This window comes from uncultured Brachyspira sp. (assembly GCF_944393015.1).
In the GTDB taxonomy this organism is placed as follows: domain Bacteria; phylum Spirochaetota; class Brachyspiria; order Brachyspirales; family Brachyspiraceae; genus Brachyspira.
This window is the reverse complement of the sequence record NZ_CALXYQ010000055.1, coordinates 1-19,632: the sequence shown is the minus strand read 5'-3', so window position 1 is coordinate 19,632 and position 19,632 is coordinate 1. Positions and strand designations below refer to the sequence as shown.

Genomic DNA, 19,632 nt, shown 5'->3' with positions numbered 1-19,632 from the left:
TTGCCAAAAGACAATAAGCGGGAATGAGTTTAAAAACGCTCGCCGCGTGGCTTCCCGCACCGCATAACCAAACATTTAAGATAGTCCACTATAGGTGCGGCTGATTACCCACTAATTACCCAAACTTATGTACTGTCAAAATTAGCCTTAAATATTTTGTGAATGAGTTTAAAAACTAAACTTAAAAAAAATTTACAAGGAGTTCTTTATGAACAAAAGTTTTCGTCCCCCGACCAACGGGAGCACAGCGTGCAGACCGTAGGAAGCCTACTTGGTGCCGAAGGCACACAGCGTGCAGACCGAAGGAAGTACCCTTGCGGTATTTCGGGGAATGAGTTTAAAAACTATCAATTTATTAGATACCGTAAAATCTGAATTAAATTCTCAAGTTTTCGTCCCCTTTCGGTGAATGAGTTTAAAAACTATAATGAAAGAGTCGATGGAAATATTAGTAAAGCATTAAAGTTTTCGTCCCCTTTCGGGGAATGAGTTTAAAAACAAGAAAGCGAACTAGTTACAGCGAGGTAATAAATGGAAAGTTTTCGTCCCCTTTCGGGGAATGAGTTTAAAAACCGTAATTTTTTCTTAAATTTTTTGTAAAAATTTAGTAATATTATTTTACAATACGAGATTTTTAAACTAGTTTCTTCTTCTATATGTTTTTAAACTCATTGTGTAATTATCAATCTTGTTTGTAAATTCGCTTTACTTTCGCCCGGGTATGTAATTATCAAGTCATTTTCTATGTAATTATCAAAAAATAACACTCTCGTGCGAAATGGATATGTCAAAGAACTGATGCATATATGATAGTACATTTTTTACTATTTTTCAACTATTTTATAAATTAAATAATTTTATAACAAACTTTATAAACTATCTTTGAAATAAAAACATTATTTGACAATAATATTTTTGCATTGTATCATTAAACAAAATTATATTAAATAAGGAATTATTATGTCTTCTTTAAATACTCAAATAAGAAAAGATATAGTAAGTATGGTTTATAATGCCAATTCTGGACATATAGGCGGTTCTTTATCATTGGTAGAAATAATGCATACTTTATATTTTAAGATTATGAATATTGATCCTAAAAATCCAAAAATGGATGGCAGGGATATATTTATTATGTCTAAAGGACATGCTTCTGCAGTGCTTTATTCTACATTAGCACATAGAGGATTTTTCCCAACAGAGGAGCTTTTAACTTATAGAAAATTAGGTTCAAGACTTCAAGGTCACCCTTCCAGAAAGAATTTAGAATGTATCGAAGCTTCTACAGGTTCTTTAGGACAAGGTGTTTGTATAGCTTTAGGTGTTGCTTTAGGGTATAAATTAGATAAAAAAGATGCTAAAGTTTTTGTTATAGCTGGAGATGGAGAGTCTCAGGAAGGTAGTTTCTGGGAATCTGCTATGGCTGCTGCTAATTATAAACTTGATAATTATACTCTTATTATAGACCATAACGGATTGCAGATAGATGGTAAGAATGATGAAGTTATGAGTTTAGGTGATTTAGAAGCTAAGATGAAAGCATTCGGTTTTGAAACATTCGTTGTTGATGGACATAATGAAAAAGAACTTGAAGAAGTATTTGGTAAAAAAGTATCTGGTAAGCCTAAATGTGTAATTGCTCAAACAGTTAAAGGTAAAGGAGTATCATTTATGGAAAATGCTGTGGGATGGCATGGAAAAGCTCCTAATAAAGAAGAATATGAAAAGGCTATGGAAGAGTTGAATAAACTTGATTAATGAAAATTTTTATAGAATTTAAAATATTTAAGTTATAAAATATTAAGGAATAATTACTATGGAAAAAAAGGCAATAAGAAATGCTTATGGCGAGGCTTTGAAACGCCTTGGAGAAATAAATAAAAATGTTGTAGTTTTGGATGCTGATTTATCAGGTTCTACTATGACAAAACTTTTTAAATCTGCTTTTCCTGATAGATTTTTTAATATGGGAATAGCCGAACAAAATTTGATGGGAGCAGCTGCAGGACTTGCTATTGAAGGTAAAATACCTTTTGCTTCAACTTTTGCTATGTTTGGAGCAGGAAGAGGTTTTGAAATTATCAGAAACTCTATTTGCTATCCTAAATTAAATGTTAAAGTTGCAGTTACTCATGCTGGTATATCAGTTGGTGAAGACGGTGCTAGCCATCAAAGTATTGAAGATATAGCTTTAATGCGTTCTGTACCAAATATGACAGTTATTGTACCTTGTGATGCTATTGAGGCTGAAAAGGCTGTATTTGCTGCTGCTGAATTTGACGGTCCATGCTATTTAAGAATGGCAAGACCTAATACTAGTATAGTAACAAATCAGGATACTCCTTTCAAAATAGGAAAAGCTAATGTACTTAGAGAAGGTAAAGATGTATGTATATTTGCCTGCGGAATAGTTGTGTCAGAGGCTTTAGAGGCTGCTCAAATGGCCGAAAAAGATGGAATATCTGTAACTGTTGTTGATGTTCATACTATAAAGCCTATAGACAGAGAAATTGTTGTTGAGATGGCTAAGAAACATAAAAAACTTATTAGTGTTGAAGAGCATTCTATAATAGGAGGACTTGGTTCTGCTATATCTGAAGTTTTAACGGATGAATATCCTGCTAAACTTATAAGAGTTGGTATAAAAGATACTTTCGGTGAATCAGGAACAGTTGAAGAACTTATTAATAAATATGGTCTTAATGCAAAGGCTATATATGATATTATTAAATAATTAGTAATTTGATTGCATAATAAAAAGGAGAGTATTTTTTATACCCTCCTTTTTTATATGTTATAACATTATTTTAAATTGAATTTAAACATTTCTTTCAACTTATTTCTGCATCCCCCGCATTCTGTTCCTGCTTTGGTATGTTTTACAAGTTCTTTTAATGTTTTTATGCCGTATTCTTTTTCTAAAGATTTTATCTCTTCAAGAGAAAGCTCTTTACATTTGCATATAAAATCATTATTTGACAATTTATATATCTCCGATTTTATTATTGATTTTTTATACTTAATATTTTTCCTGTTTTTTTGTATTCTTCCAATAAGTCTTTGATATCTCCTCTGCAGCTCCAGCAGGTAATTCCGGCTTTTGTATGATGCATAACTTCTTCTAATGTTGTATAGTTATTTTCTTTGATTGCATCAATAACTTCTTTATATTTTATATTTTTACAAAAGCATATAGTGCTATTTAAATTCTTTTCAAACATAAATTTTCTCCCATATTAATAATTGATTTATTTTAACAATATTAGTAAATAAAATCAATACATCTTTATCTGTATAATTTTATATTTTAAAGAATTTACCAAAAGCAAACCATAATTGTAATGTTATTATTCCATATAGTATTAAAGCCATTCCAAGTACTACGCTAACATAAACAGCACCAAGTATAGGGTTGAAAGTTAAAATTATTCCTGCGATCAAAGTAAGTATTCCGCTGAACATAGAAAGTCCCCATTGATTATATCCGAACTTTTTAAGTTCAATAGAAGAAGATATAGCAACAACTCCTCTTACTATTACAAAGAAAGCAGCCATATACGGTACAAATGCACCGCTTATTTGTAGATTAGAAATAATTATAATACCGCATATCGTTGATACTATACCATCCAATAAAATTAAAGTAGAACCTGATTTATCTCTTAAACTAAAGTAATAGAATATAGCACTTATTCCTGAGAATATTGTCAAAAATCCTATTATATAAGCTAACATCAAAACAGTTTCTATTGGATTAAATAATGTAGCTATTCCTGATATTATTAATAGAATGCCAAAAATGAGCCATAGAACTCTTCCTAATTTTCCCATATAAAAAACTCCTTTATTTGATAAATATTAATTTATATATGATAATAAAATGTATAAAAAAATCAATATAAAAATCTGTAGTATTTTTAAATTAATTTTTTATTGAAATTATTTTAATGTTAATTGTTCCGATAATATTTGCAAATGGATAATAATGAAGAATTAGAGATAGTGCATACACCTGTTATGCTTAAAGAAGTTTTGAGCTTCATACCAGAGAATGCAAAAATAGTTGTTGATGCCACATTAGGTGAGGGCGGACATACTAAGGCAATGCTTGATTTAAATCTTGAAGTTCATAGTTTTGAAAGAGATTCAGCCATTCTTGAAATAGCTAAAAAAAGACTTAAAAATTATGACAAGTTCCATTACTATAATAATACTTATGATAAGATGATTGAAGAGCTTGATGATAGTATAATTGGAAATGTCGATTTTATGCTTTATGACTTGGGTGTGTCTTTATTTCATTTCAAAAAAGCTGAAAGAGGTTTTTCTTTTAAAGATAATGTAAGACTTGATATGAGGCTTGGACTCAATGAAAAAAGTGCTTATGATGTTATAAATGGATATAGCGAAGAAGAATTGGAGAGAATATTCAGAGAGTACGGAGAAATGAACAATGCCAGAAAAATGGCTAATATTATAATAAAAGAGAGAAACAGAAGAAAAATAGAAACTTCAAGAGAATTAGAAAATATAATATTTCATAATACTGATAAATCTCAAAGATACGGAAAAATTCACCCAGCAACTTTAGTTTTTCAGGCTATAAGAATAGAAGTTAATGATGAGCTTAATATACTTGAAAAATCAATATTGAATATACCTTCTATACTTAAACCAAGCGGGGTAGTTGTAGTAATGAGCTATCATTCTTTAGAAGATAGGATAATAAAGAGATTTTTTAAAGAAAATGAGAAAACTAAGAATAAAGACGGCATATTTAAACTTCTAAATAATAAAGTAAAACTTCCGACAAATGAAGAAATAAAATCTAATCCTGCTAGCAGAAGTGCTAAGATGAGAATAGCTCAAAAGCTGTAATTTTGGAGATAAATATGAATGAAAATAAGCAAAATATAGATAAAAACGAAAAGAAAACTTATTCTATAGGTTCGCTTTTTATAGTTATGATCTTATTTGTTATAGTGATAAGTATTTTTACATTTGCTAGGAATGTTAAGGCTAATGAAATACTCATAGAATTATCAAAATTAGATAATGAAATAGAACGTTTAGAAAAAGAGGTTAAAGTTCTTAGTGCAGAGGAAGCAGAATATTCATCTCCTAATAGATTTATAGAAACAGCTATAATAAATGGATTTACTTCTGTAAGCGGCGATAAAAATGATATACTTTATCTAAAAATAGAAGATCAAAATAATAACAATCAATAATTATTTGTAGAATCTGTTCTCTTTTTTTCTATCTGTGCTATTAAAGCTTTATCTAATTCTTTAGCACTATTATATCCCATCTGTTTCAATCTGTAATTTTTAGCAGCAGTTTCTATAAGTATGCATACATTTCTTCCAGAACGAACAGGTATTTTTTGATAAGGTACTTCGGTATTTAATATAGTATAAGTTTTATCGATTAATCCCATTCTGTCATATTGTTCATTATCTTTCCAATGTTCAAGTTCTATTATTAAATCAAGTCTTTTTTTATCTCTGATAGCACTCATACCTGAAAGTCTGCTTATATCTACTACTCCAATTCCGCGTACTTCCATATTATGTTTTATATATTCATTTTTTCTTCCGATTATTCTGCCGTCTTTTAATTTTTTGAATTCAACTGTATCATCGGATATAAGTCTATGTCCTTTTGATATAAGCTCTAAAGTAGCTTCACTTTTTCCGACTCCGCTTTTACCTAGAATTAAAACACCTACACCGAAAACTTCTACCAGTCCGCCATGTATAGTGAAAGATTCAACAAATTCTTCTTCTATTAAGGATTCTATACCTCTAATCATATCAGATGTTTTTAATTCGCTTATTACTACACATATATTATTTTTCTTAGCTATTTCTATGAATGATTCAGGAGGAGTTATATTGTAGGTAAATATGCATATAGGTATCTTATAACTAAGCATTTCTTCAAATACATCTATTTTATTTTCTTCGTTTAAAGTGATGATATAATTAGCTTCACCCTTTCCTAATATTTGTATTCTTTCGTATGCAAAATCTTTGAAATATTTAAACAAAGCCATACCAGGTCTATTTATATCATAACCTAGTATGTCATTTTCCATTCCTATAAGACCTGTTAAACGTCTTATTTTGAGAGTATTATTTCTTAATTCATTAAGTTCTAAGAATTTAGATACGCTTATTTTAGGCATTATATTTTCATTTCCTCTTTAGCAATGAGTTCCATAATCTCTTCAGGTTTTTCAACATTTATAAGTTTTTCCAAGAAATGAGGATTGTCTCTTAATATTTTAGCTATTGCAGTAAGTACTTTTAAATTTTCACTTGCTGAAGTTTTTGGGGCTAGAAGCATAAAAACTGCAAATACTTTTTTCTTATCTACAGATTTATAATTGATACCGTTTTTAATAGTTGCCACACTAAGTACAATACTTTTTACAGCATCTGTTTTAGCATGAGGTATTGCTATACCATTACCAACACCGGTACTCATTAATTGTTCTCTAGCCATAATAGCATGTTCAGCATCATCTTTACTGACAAGTAATTTACATTCATCTAATCGCTCAACCATTTTAGAGAGAAGACGCTCTTTGTCAGTTTCCTGAACATCTATCATTATAGAATCTTTATTTATGTAATCCATTAAACTCATTATCAAACCCTCCAAAATGGTTAATTATATAATAAATATATTAAATATCAAACATTCTTATTAGAACAAATGAATTATCAGATTCTTTATATAAAGCCTCTGCTTGTTCTGTTATGCTGCTTATATAAACAACAAATTTTTTATCAGTGTTTTCTGTAAGATAATTTACAGCTTCACTTACATTGTATTCTTTTATCAAATAGTTTTCGCTTTTACTTGCATCTATATGATTATCAGGAGTTACACTCACTTCATCAATGTTCCAATATTCTTCATCTTTATTGTATACTTCAAGTACTTTATTATCATTGCCTTTAAACAAGAATACAGGGAATTTTCCTATTTTTATGCTGAATAAATCTTCACCTTGTTTAATAGGTAAATAAGCCATATAAGGTTTTTTATCGCTATTAAAGTGTAATACAGCATCAAGCTCATCTAAAGGTTTTTCGTATATTCCTACAGAATTGATTGAATAAGCATCATCATCTTCTTCTGTCTGTACTGATTTATCTACAACAGCTCTTTGACTTCTGTCTATATTTCTTTCTTTTGATTTTCTTATTTCTCTTTCTATCTTTTGAAACATAGCATCTATTGCTACATATAAATCTTTTTCTTTTTCTTTATCATGAAATACTTTTTTACCGAAAGCTATAGTGCCTTGTACAGTATATTCACCATGCATATAGTCGCAGATAATATTGGCGTCTATTATTCTATCAGCATGTATTTTTATATTTTGCATCTTATTTGCTATATGTTCTCTAACATTTTTAGTGATTCTTACGTTCTTTCCAATGATATTTTGATGCATAAAATCTCCTTTTGTTTTATCTGTTTCTTGATGAAAAAATATTCATACTTTTTCTATATTTAGCTACGGTTCTTCTTGAAATATCAATACCTTCGCTTTTAAGTATGAGTCTGATTTTTTCATCGCTTAGTTTTGCCTGAGAGTTTTCTATAATTCTTTTTATAATTTCTTTAACACCTCTAGAACCAAGCCCGCCATTTACGGCCCTAGAGAAAAAATATTTTATAGAAAATGTACCCCAAACAGTGTTAAGATACTTGCCATTAGCTATTCTGCTTATAGTGGATTCGCTTAAATTCACCTCTAAAGACATATCTTTCAAAGTTAATGGCTTCATAAACTCTTTTCCATACTCAAAGAAATTTATCTGAAATTTAAGCAGAGCTTCGCCTATTTTTAATAAAGTTTTTTTTCTATCATTAGATGCATTTATAAGGCTTTCAGCTTCTTTCTTTTTTTCTTTTAAGAAGTTTATGTTATCTTTACTTTCCTCTCTATCTAATAGTTTAATATATTTTTTGCTAATTTTCAAGTGTGGGATAAAAGTTTCATCTGTTTTTACAATCCAATTTTCATTTTCTTTAAAAATAAATAATTCAGGTACTATATATTTAACAGATGATGTATCATATTCTCTGGCAGGATAGGGTTCTAATGTTTGTATTAATTTCAAAGCCTTTAGTACGGTATTCACTTCTATATTCAAATTTAAAGCTATTTTATCATAATTTTTTTTTGATAATTCATCTAAATAATTTTCTACAATGTTTATTGCTATATCATATATATCTTTGTCATCAGCTTCTTTTTTTTTCATCTTTAATTGTATGGAAAGACATTCATTAATATTTTTAGCGGCAACTCCATAAGGATCAAATGTTTTTATTATAGAAATTATTTTATCTATTTCCTTTATATCTGTATTTAATATATTTGATATCTCTCCGCTTTCAATGGTTAAATATCCGTCTTCATTTATAAAACTGCATATTTGTTCTGCAAGCTCTATTTCTTTTTTATCATCAAATGTAATGTCTATTTGACTTTTTAAATGTGAAAATAAACTTTCTTTATTATTTTCTACTGTGTTTTCTATTATAGAATTAATATCGCTTGATGCTTTTGAAGAAGAAGAGTTTGAATAATTATCATTGAAATCATATTCTAAAAACGGATTTTCTTCCATTGCTTTTTGTATTTTTTCTTTAAGCTCTATAGCAGGCAATGCTATAACATCAAGCCATACTCTAGTTTGATAATTGAGTCTTAAATCATTTTTTATTGCAGTTCTTATAGAAGTATTTGCTGATAAAGAATTATTAATCATAAAAACCTAAAGATAAATAATAAATCATTGTACTGATAAATCTTCTTTCTATATCAAAAGGAGAAATCACTCTTCCGAATTTATTATATTTTTCTAATTCATAAAATTTTATACTATCTATTATCATGTCTTCATCAGATATACTGCAGTTAATTTCGCATATTATTTTTAAAACATTATCTGCCATATAGTAAGATACATATTCATCAAAATATTCTGTTTTCATATCCAATTCTTTGGATAATTTTTCCATATATTCTAATGATAATTTCTGTCCTTTTAGAGAGATTATAGAATCATTTTCTACATCATTATCATTTAATATATATCTTTTTATTTTAATTTGTTCTATAGGCTGATTTATTTCATATAGCTCTAATTGATAAGTCCAAACTTTTTGATAATCTTCATCTTGATCAATTGGGTGATATAAACTTATATAATATTTTATATTTTTAGGAAGCTCGTATAAATCTTCATCTATAGAAATTAAAGAACCATCCTCCATATATCTGAAGCATTCTATTAAATGACCATCTTCATCATATATTCCCCAAACAAATGCAAGAGTAAAATACTGCATAACCGGATTCTCTACAAATACTTCAAAAAAAGTTTCATAATCCCATTTTCTTGCATTAAACATTACTTTTCTAAGCTTATCTGTCTGATATGATATTATAGCTTTTAATGAATTTCTTATATGTATTAAATCTTTTTTTGCTTCTATTACTTTTCTTTCATCATCGCCTTCTACAGCATCAGGAAGTTCTTTCAATATTTTATGATTTTCATTATCTATTATTTCTAAATATGAATCGCTTAATAATTGAAGTGTAAATTGCTGCTTTCCATAATTGATAATTTTATTTCTCTCTACATTAAAACCTAAATTAGGAAGAACTTTATCAAATAAATTATCAACAGGTATATTTAAACATTCTGCTGCCTTTTCAAAAGAACCTATAGCTGCATTTTTTACTACTTTATTATTAGAAGTATATATAATATTATTGATTATCATCAAGGCAAATTTTTCGCCGTTCATTGCTATTGCAGGTATTATATATGCTGCTAAAGATGATTGAAAGTTCTCCTGCCAATATTCTATTTTATCATATAAATTTACTATTTGACTATAGTCAGCATAAATACAATAAGGCAGAATAATATTCTTTTTGCTTTCTTCACAATTATTATCAGTCCAATATTTATATACGTTTTCAAATGTGCTTCTTATAGAATTCATATCAAATAAATCTATCATTCTGTCTATATCTTTTATTCTATAAGGTTCTTTAAGAAACATATATTCTAAGAGTATATACTTAATAACTTTTACAGGAACTTTAATATTTTTGTCATTTCTTAAAACTGCATCGGATATTAAAGATTCATCTATAAAGTCAATTAAATGTTCGTAACTTTCTTCATAATAATCATCTATATACTGATTTATATCATCTAAAGTTTTGAATTTAAATCCTTTTCTTCTGTAATTCCATTTTTTTATTATCTTTTTCAATTCAAACTGCACATCTTCTCTATAGGCATGTATACTATTTTCAACATAAGCTCTGGAATTGTATTCATCTTCTTCTATCAAACTTAAGGCACAGTTTATTATATCTTTATTTTTTAAATGCAGCACATAGCAAATAGCAGAATAGTTTGTGAATCCTGCTTTGTCTTTTTTGTATAGAAGTTCTAAGAAATCTATTAGAGCATAACTTTTATATGAAGCTGCTTTCAAAAATGTTTTATCATGGAACATTTCTACTGTATAATCAGCATTTTTAGTAACTAGTTTTAATATATATTTAGTGCTGAAAATATAAATAGGGTAGGTGTATAGATATGTTATTATTAAATCTTTCAAATCTAAATCATACCCTTGTAAATAATCCAATATCTCTTTTAATTTTATATTGTAAAATTCTTTTCTGTCTTTAATCATCAATGGTATAGCTAAATTATAAGGCAATGATTTTAGTAAAGCACGTACAATTTTTCTTGCTTTTTCATTATAATCATACATAAGAACTACGATTTTTGTCGTAAATATTAATTCATTGCTGAGATTAACAGACAAATCATATTTATCTATATTTTCATTTTCTAATAATTCAAATATATTATCAGATTTTATATCATATATTTTTTCTAATTCTTTTTTAATGTTTTCTATGAAATATTCTATGCTGTTATCAAGCACTGTAACATCAGCATTATCATCTTTGGCATTCAGAAGAACACAATTTAATACTGATTTCATTTCTATAATGTATGGTATTTCAACTTTTTTTAATATATCATAAAGTTTATAAAATGATTCTTTATCTTTGCTATATAAATTCTTTATTCCTTCAAATACTTTATTTGAATTAATTGATAAATTTGTATCCAAATATTTTACAAGAAAGATAAAATATTTTGGTATATTAAAATCTACAAGATCATGTATAAAATCATCAAAACTTTTATTTTTAAATTTTTCACTATAATTCTTTCTTGTTAGGAAAAATAATTTTATCATATATGCTAAGCTGATAAATAAATTCTCATTTCCGCTAAGCATATTATTTTCTATTAATTCTTTGAATCTTTTTGATATATTATCATCTATATTTACAATAATAAAAAGAGAAATTATAGAATCTAAATAATTTACTTTTTGTGAATATTCTAATATAGCAGATATTTTACTATAATCTCCAAAATATATCTTTATAGTTAAAGCCATCAATGGAATTAATATATTATCTCCATATTCATTTATAATATCATCTATATTTGATGAGCATATATTTTCCATATATTCATTAGTTTCTTTTGGAAAATATTTTTCAGCATAATAATAATAAATGAGTATATTAATTTTAGCATTCATTATTTCATTTGAAATAGGATTTACATTGTATGAATATTTTTTATAATCTCTGTTCCAATCATTTATTTTTTTTATAGAGATGCATTTTAATAATGCATCTTTTATACTCATACCGGATATTATATTAATGACAAGCATTTCAAAAATATATATGTTTTCTATTTTTTGCATAGATATAACTTTGAATAATCTAATTAAACTTTCATTTTGCTTATCATTGGCATATAGCTCTAACAGATTTGAATATATTGAACGATTATTTGAAATAGTCAGGTTTGTTTCTTCAGTATCGAAATTTATATTATCATTTTCATTATTGACATATTTTTTTATATCATCTTTATACGGATGATTTTTAAAAATATCATCTATATAACTATCTATAATACTCATAAGAAATAACCCTAAAAATATAATAGATACTATACCATATTTTGAAAAAAAAATGAATAATAAAAATATAATAAATTAATCTATTATAAATACAACTTTACAATTTTTTATAGCATTTTTTAGGTTAGGACTGCTCATAATTATACTTGCATCCTCATTTCCTATAACTAAATCGCTTGAAAGTCTGCCTCTGGATCTCCATGCTACAATATTATAAGGTTTTTTTCCTATTGTATTTGTCATATTCTGATTAGTAAGGAAAGAATTAGTAGAATATGTAATATATCCATTTGTAGAGGCAATGTTTTTATTTATATAAGCTAAACTATATATTTCATTACCATCTTCATCATATACTGTAGGAAATAATGAAGGCTTAAAACCTATACCTCTGGCATCTATAACAAGACTGTCATAATCTGTACCGGCATCAAAATATGTTACTATAGGTTCAGGTTTATATATATGTATGTTGTTTATTAAATCTGACATAAGATTATTTGTTATTATATCTAATGCCATAAGTACTTTAACACTTGTTCTTGTAGGGTATGATATACCAACTAATCTAGCATTATTTATAGAATTTACTACTTTTTCTTTCAATAATCTATTTTCTTCTATTATGCTGTATATATTATCTTCACTGTCTATAGGTATATTTCCTAATGTGTCATATAAAGTTTTCATAGTTTCTTCTTCAGCCTGCTGCTGCAATATTAATAATGCTTCAGGGTGTAAGCGAGTATCTGTAACAAAATCAGCTGTTGCATCCGCATATATTGTATATGTAGTATAGTCAACTCTTCCTTCACCTATATTAACTAATATATTATTATTAGTTAAAGACAGATATTGAGGAAAAAGAAGCATATTTATAGTAATAAATAGTAAAATAACCTTGATATTCATATAAACTCCAATATACTGTAAATATTCTCGGTTTATAAAAAAAATACTTAAAGGTATTTTTTGTCAGTTATCTCCTTTTTTCTAATTTTTGAAGATAATTTGATACATTTATATAGCCATTATATTTCATAACTTCATAAGGTTTCAAACCTATTGAGTTAACATCCGTATAATTCATATCATTATAAATAAGGTACCTTGCTATATCTATTTTTGTGGCATAAAACATAGCGTTCTGACCCCAATCATCTTTTTCATTAATATCAACTTTTAAATCTTCTACTAAATACTTTATTAATAAAAGATGTTCATTTTCAACGGCATACATAAGAATAGTTTTTCCTAATATATCTTTTTTATTAATATCTGCACCGCTCTTTATTAGAAGTTTTACTGAATATAAATCTCCGTATTCGCATGCATAATGTAATGCTGTTTTACTATTGTTATCAGCAGTATTTATATCAGCATTATTATTTATAAGAAGATTCATTATATATGGATAATGTGCGGAAAGTATTAAAGCATTTTCTCCATTAGCATTAGTTATAGATATATCAGCTTTTTTTTCTACTAAATAATCAGCTAAATCATAATACCCTATAGCTACAGCTTCCATAAGAAGAGTATTGCCATTTTTATTTACAGCGTTTATATCTCCATTATTATCCAAATATTTGTTTATTCTTTCTATAATATCAGATAATTCATTTTGATGATTTATATAATCGAATATAGTTGGCTTTTTTGGAATATTGGAATACTCTATATTTTCATAAGTTTCATAATCTGCTGCATCTATTATATTGTCGAATGAATTAGGCATTAGACATTTGCATATTATTAACATTAAAATAAAATATTTCTTCAATAGTAGACTCCTATTAATAAAAATTATTTTAATTATTTTCAATTTTTTCTAATTCGCTGAGCATAAACTCCAAATCGGATATAACTTTATCTTCCTCTTTTTGATTCCTTAAAATATAAGCAGGGTGGTAAGTTGCTATTACAGGCACATCTTTTCCATTATTATTGTAGTAATGCACTTTATTTCTAGCTTTTCCAAAAGGTGTTTTCAAATCAAAATCTATTAAATTACCAAAACCATGACGTCCTAATGCACATATTATTTTAGGATTAAGTATTTTTAACTGATTTACAAAATAATCTCTGCAATTAGCTTTTTCTTCAGGCAAAGGGTCTCTATTTTCAGGAGGACGGCATTTCAAAGCATTCATAATATAGTATTTTTTATTATTGATATTCATTCTTTCAATCCATTTATCCAATAATTTTCCGCCTCTGCCAACAAATGGAAGTCCTTGTTTATCCTCGTCAGCTCCAGGTGCCTCTCCGACAAACACTATATCAGGTTCTTCATCTCCTCTGCCGAATACTACATTTAATCTGCTATTACATAAAGCCTCACATTTCATACATTTTTCTACTTCACTGTATATCTTTTTTAATTCTTCATTATGTATTTCTTTCATTGATTCTATGCCTTTATCATTAATATCTTTTTTTTCTTTTTTTACTGCTTTCACTGCTTTTTTTAGATTTCTTAATATTATTTTTTTATTATGCTGAGAGCAAACTACATTTGAGAATTTTATTTTATTCTGCTGTAAAAAATAGTTTTCTATTTTGTTCATATTAATAAATCCTAAATATCATTTTTAAAACATTATTTGTATTATACAATAAAATGGAATTTATTAAAAATTTTTTTATTTATTAATTAACTTATAAACTGATTATGTATATATACTAAAGATTTCTTATTTTTAATAATTTTATGAATTTCTATATTAGACTTCAAATTTAACTATGCATATTGCCTAATAGATAGTATAAAAAATATTATGTATTTTTTATTTTTATTATAGGTTTTCTATTTCTTATTTATATTCATAAAAAAATTATTCGCTCGCTCTGCGTACCTTCGGTAAAGGGTATGCTAAATAAATTTAGCATACGCTCATAATTTTTTTATTCTTATTTATACATAAAAAACTTGTTCGTAAATAGCTCCTGCCATTCTTACGAATGTCAGGCACTCACAAGTTTTTTATTTCTTGTATACTCAAGCCTGTTAATTCACTGATAAGATTTAAATCCATATCTCTAGCTTTCATATTTTTTGCCATAGATATTGCTTTATTTTTTTCGCCTTGTTCTATTCCTTCTTTAAGACCTTCTTCTCTTCCTTTTATTCTTTCTTCATTTAATGCCAATATATCAAAATAATTCTTCTCATATTCTGAATAATTTTCAAATAAATCTTTTGTATTTACAAATTTATTATATTCATCATAAACTTCTTTCATTATAGGGTTTTTTTTAACTAACATTTCCATAATTTCCTCCATTTTTTCTCTTTTTTCTTTAATTGTTAGAAAATAAAACCAAGCATATAATTCATCTGTCAATTTAGAATTTGAAGATAAATATTTAGGAAGTTCTAGAAAATGCATTTCTAGATGATTAGTTAGTATGTGATTTGTTTCAAGTTCTTTAATGACATAACAGCTATGTTCTTTGTTTATATCTTTTAACAAATTAAAGTCTAATATATTAATTACTATTACCTGTTTCAAATCATTATATTTTTCATTATTTCTTAAATTAGATATATAGCCTTTAGCCCAATAGTATAAACTTCTATAAACAAAAGATTGATTTCCAACTCTTTGTATTTCTATTAACACAGTTTCACCGCTCTTAGTAATTGCTCTTACATCAACTATGGATTGTTTATCATTAACTGTTTCTTTCAGATTAAAAGTATTAAGTACTTTCACTTCCTCAAAAGGCTCTTGATTGTAATCAGTTCTTACTGCATTAATTAAATTTAATAAAATATGTTCATGTCCTTCTTTGGCAAACATATAACGCATAAAATAGTCATTCAAAACATTAATACTTCTCATAACTTTATTATACTAAATTAATTATAAATGTAAAGATTTTTATTGTTATATGAAATTATTTAATCATTTAAATTTTTATTTAAATGATTTTCATTTATTATTGACTTAATAATTAATATCTATATACTATTAAAAAATAATTATTAAGGCAGATAAAATGGATTACAAAAAATTAAATGATATTATAGTTTCTATGAGAAGAGATCTGCATCAAATTCCTGAAGTTGGTACAGAACTTCCTCAGACAAAAAATTACGTTATAAATAAATTAAAAGAATTAGGACTTTCTTATAAAGAATCTTCACTTGACAGCGGATTAGTTTGCGATATAGGAAGTGGCGATAATGTGGTTGCTATAAGAGCCGATATGGACGCTTTACCTATACAGGAAGAAACAGGATGCGAATACGCTTCTAAAAATGGTAATATGCATGCATGCGGACATGATGCACATACTGCATGTCTTTTAGGTGCTGCTCATTATTTAAAAGAAAATGAATCAAGATTAAAAGGAAAAGTAAGATTAGTATTTCAGGCTGCAGAAGAATTGGCAGTAGGTGCACATAATATGCTTAATTCCGGACTTCTTGAAGGAGTTAAAGCTATAGTAGGTACTCATATAGGCACATTGTCTGCTGATACGCCAAGCGGAGAGTTTATATTGAAGGAAGGTCCTTTAATGGCTTCTAATGACAGAGTATTTATTAAAGTTATAGGAAAAGGTGCACATGGAGCATATCCTCATCTTTCTATTGATCCTATGCTTACAGCAAGCCAAATAGTGCAGGGTATTTATAATATAAAAAGCAGAGAGATACTTGCAACAGATCTTGTTATAATATCTATATGTATGCTGCATGGAGGAACTCAGTATAATGTAATACCTACTGAAGTAAATATTGAAGGTACTTTCAGAACTTTCAGCGAAGAGAATAGAGCATTTATAACAGAGAGAATAAAAGAGGTGGCAGAATCTATTGCAGCAGCTAACAGAGCTAAGGCTGAAGTTGTTATAAAAAGAAGAGGGGCACCTGTTGTTAATAATGCAAAAATATATGAGCAGTTAAATGAAGTTTGTAATGATCTTGGATTTAAAAAAGCATCTCATTATAGTTTATCAATGGCAGGTGAAGATTTTGCTGATTATTTAGAGAAGATTGACGGAGCTTTTATATTATTTTCTACTATGACAGAAAAGAATATACCTCATCATAATAGTAAATTTGAGATAGATGAATCAAAATTATATCAGCCTCCTGTTTTGATGAGCGAATGGGCTATTAAATATTTAGAAAACAATAAATGATAATAAAATTTGATTAATTAAAAAAATATTATTTTTAATTTATACTAAAATTTTTTAAGTTTATCAATTTTTTGTTGTTCTTTTTCCCGCCGCAAAAAGAACCAAAAAGTGCGAATATAAAATTAGTGTTAAATCATACTAATTATATTTTACATGTAAGATAAATTACTAAATTTAAGTCAAAAATGCAGCCTTTTTGCTTCTTTGTGGCAACAAAAGAAGTGGGGTTTGGGGCAAAGCCCCAAATATAAAACCAAAACATAAATTTATTTTTGACAAAGTATATTTGTTTAGGTATATACTGAAACAATTACATTTTGTCAATTTTGACTTATTTATGAATATAATTTTAATTTTATTAATAGTATAAAATATTGTTAAGTTTTCTTTAAAAATAAAATAAAAATTATATTCTGACTACATCTTGTCGCAGGCATGCAGAACGAAGATGAACTTCTTCAAATGCAGTCTTTTTGGTTCTCGCCGCAGGCGGGCTTCGCCTGTGACATACCTAAAGGTACTTCCTTCGGTCGCAAAAGAACTGGGGGTGTGGGGGCTAGTCCCCACAAATAACCTAAATTTAAAAGTATGTTTTTAACAAACTTAAAAATTTTTAGTATATAAAAAATATTGGGATTATACTGTGAACTATAATGAAAAACATTTAAAAAATATAGATGAAGCTTTAGTAAAGGCAGAACTTCTTTATGACAAGTGTATTTGCTGCGGACATATATGTAATGTTAATCGCAATAAAAACAAAATAGGAAGATGCAAAATTTTTGAAGATACCAATCATATAAAAACCGCATCCCATACTTTGCATTTCGGTGAAGAGCCTATGCTTGTAGGTGAAGGCGGAAGCGGTACGGTATTTTTTTCAAGCTGTAATTTAAGCTGTGTGTTTTGTCAGAATCATCAAATAAGTTCTGACGGAGTAGGTGAGATAATTGATATTGAAACATTGGCAGATTATTTTTTAGATTTAGAAAAACAAGGTGCAGAAAATATTAATCTTGTAAGTGCAACTCATGTTATTTATCCTGTATTAAAAGGTTTAAAGATAGCTTTTGAAAAAGGGCTTAATCTTCCTATAGTTTATAATACTAATGGTTATGATACTAAAGAATTATTGGATTGTTTGGACGGTATTGTTGATATATATTTGCCTGATTTGAAATATGTTTTTGATGATAAAGCTTTTAAATATTCTAGGGCTGAAAATTATTTTAATACTGCAATAAATGCAATAGAGATAATGAAAGAACAAGTAGGCGATTTAATTGTTAATGAAAAAGGCATTGCTGAAAAAGGTATAATAATAAGGCATTTGATACTTCCAAATAATGAATCAGATTCTTATGATGTATTGATAGAACTTAAAGAGAGAGGTTTTTTAAATACTACAATATCTTTGATGTCGCAGTATAATCCTAAATTTAAAGCCTGCAATTTTGAAAGCATAAACAGAAAATTATATAAAAAAGAGTATGATGATTTGGTTGATTATGCTTTGGATTTGGGATTTGAAAATTTACTTGTTCAAGAAATGGAAAGCTCTGACAATTATAATCCTGATTTTACTAAAGAAAAGCCTTTTGAAATGCAGTAATTTACATATTGATACAATTATATTTTAAATTTAATTAAATAAGTTTTATTTTTGACAAAAATATCATATAATGTATAATATATACTAAGTATAGTATTATTTATTAGATTTTAAGGAAGAAACTATGAATGAAATTTTTGCACTTTTAGAAAGCGAAGAGGTTGAAAAAAGACTTGAGGCTCTTGAAGAGTTGGCAAAAAATGTAGAAAATTCCGATAAAATTACTGTAATTAAAGCTTTAAAGCCGCATATATTAGATTGGGATGAAAATGTTCGTCTTAAAGTGGCTCAAGTATTAAAATTGTATACAGGACAATAATTATGGGAAGAATAATATCTTTTTCTAGCGGAAAGGGTGGTGCAGGCAAAACTTTATGTTCGGTTAATTTCTCTGCAGAATTGGCTTCTAGAGGATATAAAGTTTTAGTTTTCGATATAGATATTAACTGTTCAAATGTATTTATTTTACTTCATGTAAAACCACAGTCTAAACTTCAGGAATATTTTGAGGGTACTTTGACATTAAAAGACTGCGTTATAAAAAGCGAATATGGTATAGATGTTATCAGTGCCGGAGTTAATATACAGAGATTTGTTCAGTTTGAAAATGATTTTAATTTATCGAATTTAGCTAAAGATTTAAAAGTATTATCACAGGAATATGATTATGTTATTATAGATTATGCTGCAGGTATTACTCAGCCTATGATGCGTTTCTATGAGATGTCTGATGATATAATACTTGTTGCCAATCCTGAAATTACAGCTCTTACAGATCTTTACAG

At 27.3% G+C, this 19,632-nt stretch carries 20 protein-coding genes; 8 read left to right on the top strand and 12 right to left on the bottom strand.

Annotated features, from left to right (window positions below):
- Positions 1-960: 960 nt before the first annotated feature.
- Both Q0K19_RS13235 and Q0K19_RS13230 read left to right on the top strand, forming a co-directional pair.
- A complete protein-coding gene (locus tag Q0K19_RS13235; protein WP_297248725.1) occupies positions 961-1,758 on the top strand; it encodes a transketolase in 798 nt (265 codons plus the stop codon).
- 58 nt (positions 1,759-1,816) lie between these two features.
- The gene (locus tag Q0K19_RS13230) at positions 1,817-2,734 is read left to right on the top strand and encodes a transketolase family protein (protein ID WP_297248723.1); all 918 of its coding nucleotides are present in this window, start codon (positions 1,817-1,819) and stop codon (positions 2,732-2,734) included.
- Positions 2,735-2,802: 68 nt separating this feature from the next.
- On the opposite strand, the gene Q0K19_RS13225 is transcribed toward Q0K19_RS13230, so the two are convergent.
- From Q0K19_RS13225 to Q0K19_RS13215, 3 genes are all read right to left on the bottom strand, one after another.
- Positions 2,803-2,982 (bottom strand): (2Fe-2S)-binding protein, encoded by a 180-nt coding sequence (locus Q0K19_RS13225; protein WP_297248721.1) that lies wholly within the window; start codon positions 2,980-2,982, stop codon positions 2,803-2,805.
- A gap of 20 nt (positions 2,983-3,002) precedes the next feature.
- The gene (locus Q0K19_RS13220; protein ID WP_014488343.1) at positions 3,003-3,221 is read right to left on the bottom strand and encodes a (2Fe-2S)-binding protein; all 219 of its coding nucleotides are present in this window, start codon (positions 3,219-3,221) and stop codon (positions 3,003-3,005) included.
- Between the two features lie 79 nt (positions 3,222-3,300).
- Complete coding sequence (locus tag Q0K19_RS13215) at positions 3,301-3,831, bottom strand: HdeD family acid-resistance protein (RefSeq protein WP_297248718.1); 531 nt, start codon at positions 3,829-3,831, stop codon at positions 3,301-3,303.
- A gap of 144 nt (positions 3,832-3,975) precedes the next feature.
- On the opposite strand from Q0K19_RS13215, the gene rsmH reads away from it, so the two are divergent.
- Positions 3,976-4,878 carry a 16S rRNA (cytosine(1402)-N(4))-methyltransferase RsmH gene (rsmH, locus tag Q0K19_RS13210; RefSeq protein WP_297248716.1) on the top strand — a complete coding sequence of 301 codons (903 nt, stop codon included), beginning with the start codon at positions 3,976-3,978 and terminating at the stop codon, positions 4,876-4,878.
- Between the two features lie 14 nt (positions 4,879-4,892).
- Entirely contained in the window at positions 4,893-5,231 is a 339-nt protein-coding gene (locus tag Q0K19_RS13205) for a septation ring formation regulator EzrA (RefSeq protein ID WP_297248714.1), read from the top strand.
- Here the strand turns inward: Q0K19_RS13205 and hprK are convergent.
- The 9 genes from hprK to Q0K19_RS13160 all read right to left on the bottom strand — a co-directional run bounded on the left by hprK (position 5,225) and on the right by Q0K19_RS13160 (position 15,929).
- Positions 5,225-6,190, bottom strand: coding sequence for an HPr(Ser) kinase/phosphatase (hprK, locus tag Q0K19_RS13200; protein WP_297248712.1), 966 nt, complete (start codon positions 6,188-6,190; stop codon positions 5,225-5,227). The two genes, Q0K19_RS13205 and hprK, sit on opposite strands and share 7 nt — an antisense overlap.
- Entirely contained in the window at positions 6,190-6,654 is a 465-nt protein-coding gene (locus Q0K19_RS13195) for a PTS sugar transporter subunit IIA (RefSeq protein WP_297248710.1), read from the bottom strand. The genes hprK and Q0K19_RS13195 overlap by 1 nt, the downstream gene beginning before the upstream one ends.
- Before the next feature lie 40 nt (positions 6,655-6,694).
- Entirely contained in the window at positions 6,695-7,471 is a 777-nt protein-coding gene (raiA, locus tag Q0K19_RS13190; protein ID WP_297248708.1) for a ribosome-associated translation inhibitor RaiA, read from the bottom strand.
- Positions 7,472-7,487: 16 nt separating this feature from the next.
- A complete protein-coding gene (gene rpoN, locus Q0K19_RS13185; RefSeq protein ID WP_297248707.1) occupies positions 7,488-8,798 on the bottom strand; it encodes an RNA polymerase factor sigma-54 in 1,311 nt (436 codons plus the stop codon).
- Complete coding sequence (locus tag Q0K19_RS13180; protein WP_297248705.1) at positions 8,791-12,081, bottom strand: DUF4132 domain-containing protein; 3,291 nt, start codon at positions 12,079-12,081, stop codon at positions 8,791-8,793. The genes rpoN and Q0K19_RS13180 overlap by 8 nt, the downstream gene beginning before the upstream one ends.
- Before the next feature lie 75 nt (positions 12,082-12,156).
- Positions 12,157-12,993, bottom strand: coding sequence for a hypothetical protein (locus tag Q0K19_RS13175; RefSeq protein WP_297248702.1), 837 nt, complete (start codon positions 12,991-12,993; stop codon positions 12,157-12,159).
- Positions 12,994-13,060: 67 nt separating this feature from the next.
- Positions 13,061-13,819, bottom strand: a complete 759-nt coding sequence (locus Q0K19_RS13170; protein ID WP_297248727.1) for an ankyrin repeat domain-containing protein — start codon at positions 13,817-13,819, stop codon at positions 13,061-13,063.
- A gap of 73 nt (positions 13,820-13,892) precedes the next feature.
- Positions 13,893-14,651, bottom strand: coding sequence for a uracil-DNA glycosylase (locus Q0K19_RS13165; protein WP_297248700.1), 759 nt, complete (start codon positions 14,649-14,651; stop codon positions 13,893-13,895).
- A gap of 405 nt (positions 14,652-15,056) precedes the next feature.
- Positions 15,057-15,929: an Rpn family recombination-promoting nuclease/putative transposase gene (locus tag Q0K19_RS13160; protein ID WP_297248698.1), complete on the bottom strand. Its 873-nt coding sequence runs from the start codon at positions 15,927-15,929 to the stop codon at positions 15,057-15,059.
- 157 nt (positions 15,930-16,086) lie between these two features.
- Between Q0K19_RS13160 and Q0K19_RS13155 the strand changes: the two genes are divergently transcribed.
- From Q0K19_RS13155 to Q0K19_RS13140, 4 genes are all read left to right on the top strand, one after another.
- Positions 16,087-17,235 (top strand): M20 family metallopeptidase, encoded by a 1,149-nt coding sequence (locus Q0K19_RS13155; protein ID WP_297248696.1) that lies wholly within the window; start codon positions 16,087-16,089, stop codon positions 17,233-17,235.
- 643 nt (positions 17,236-17,878) lie between these two features.
- Entirely contained in the window at positions 17,879-18,847 is a 969-nt protein-coding gene (locus tag Q0K19_RS13150; RefSeq protein WP_297248694.1) for a radical SAM protein, read from the top strand.
- 124 nt (positions 18,848-18,971) lie between these two features.
- Positions 18,972-19,166, top strand: a complete 195-nt coding sequence (locus tag Q0K19_RS13145; protein WP_014487488.1) for a hypothetical protein — start codon at positions 18,972-18,974, stop codon at positions 19,164-19,166.
- 2 nt (positions 19,167-19,168) lie between these two features.
- Positions 19,169-19,632, top strand: a 464-nt coding sequence (locus Q0K19_RS13140) for an AAA family ATPase (protein ID WP_297248691.1), incomplete at its 3' end; no start/stop codon positions are given.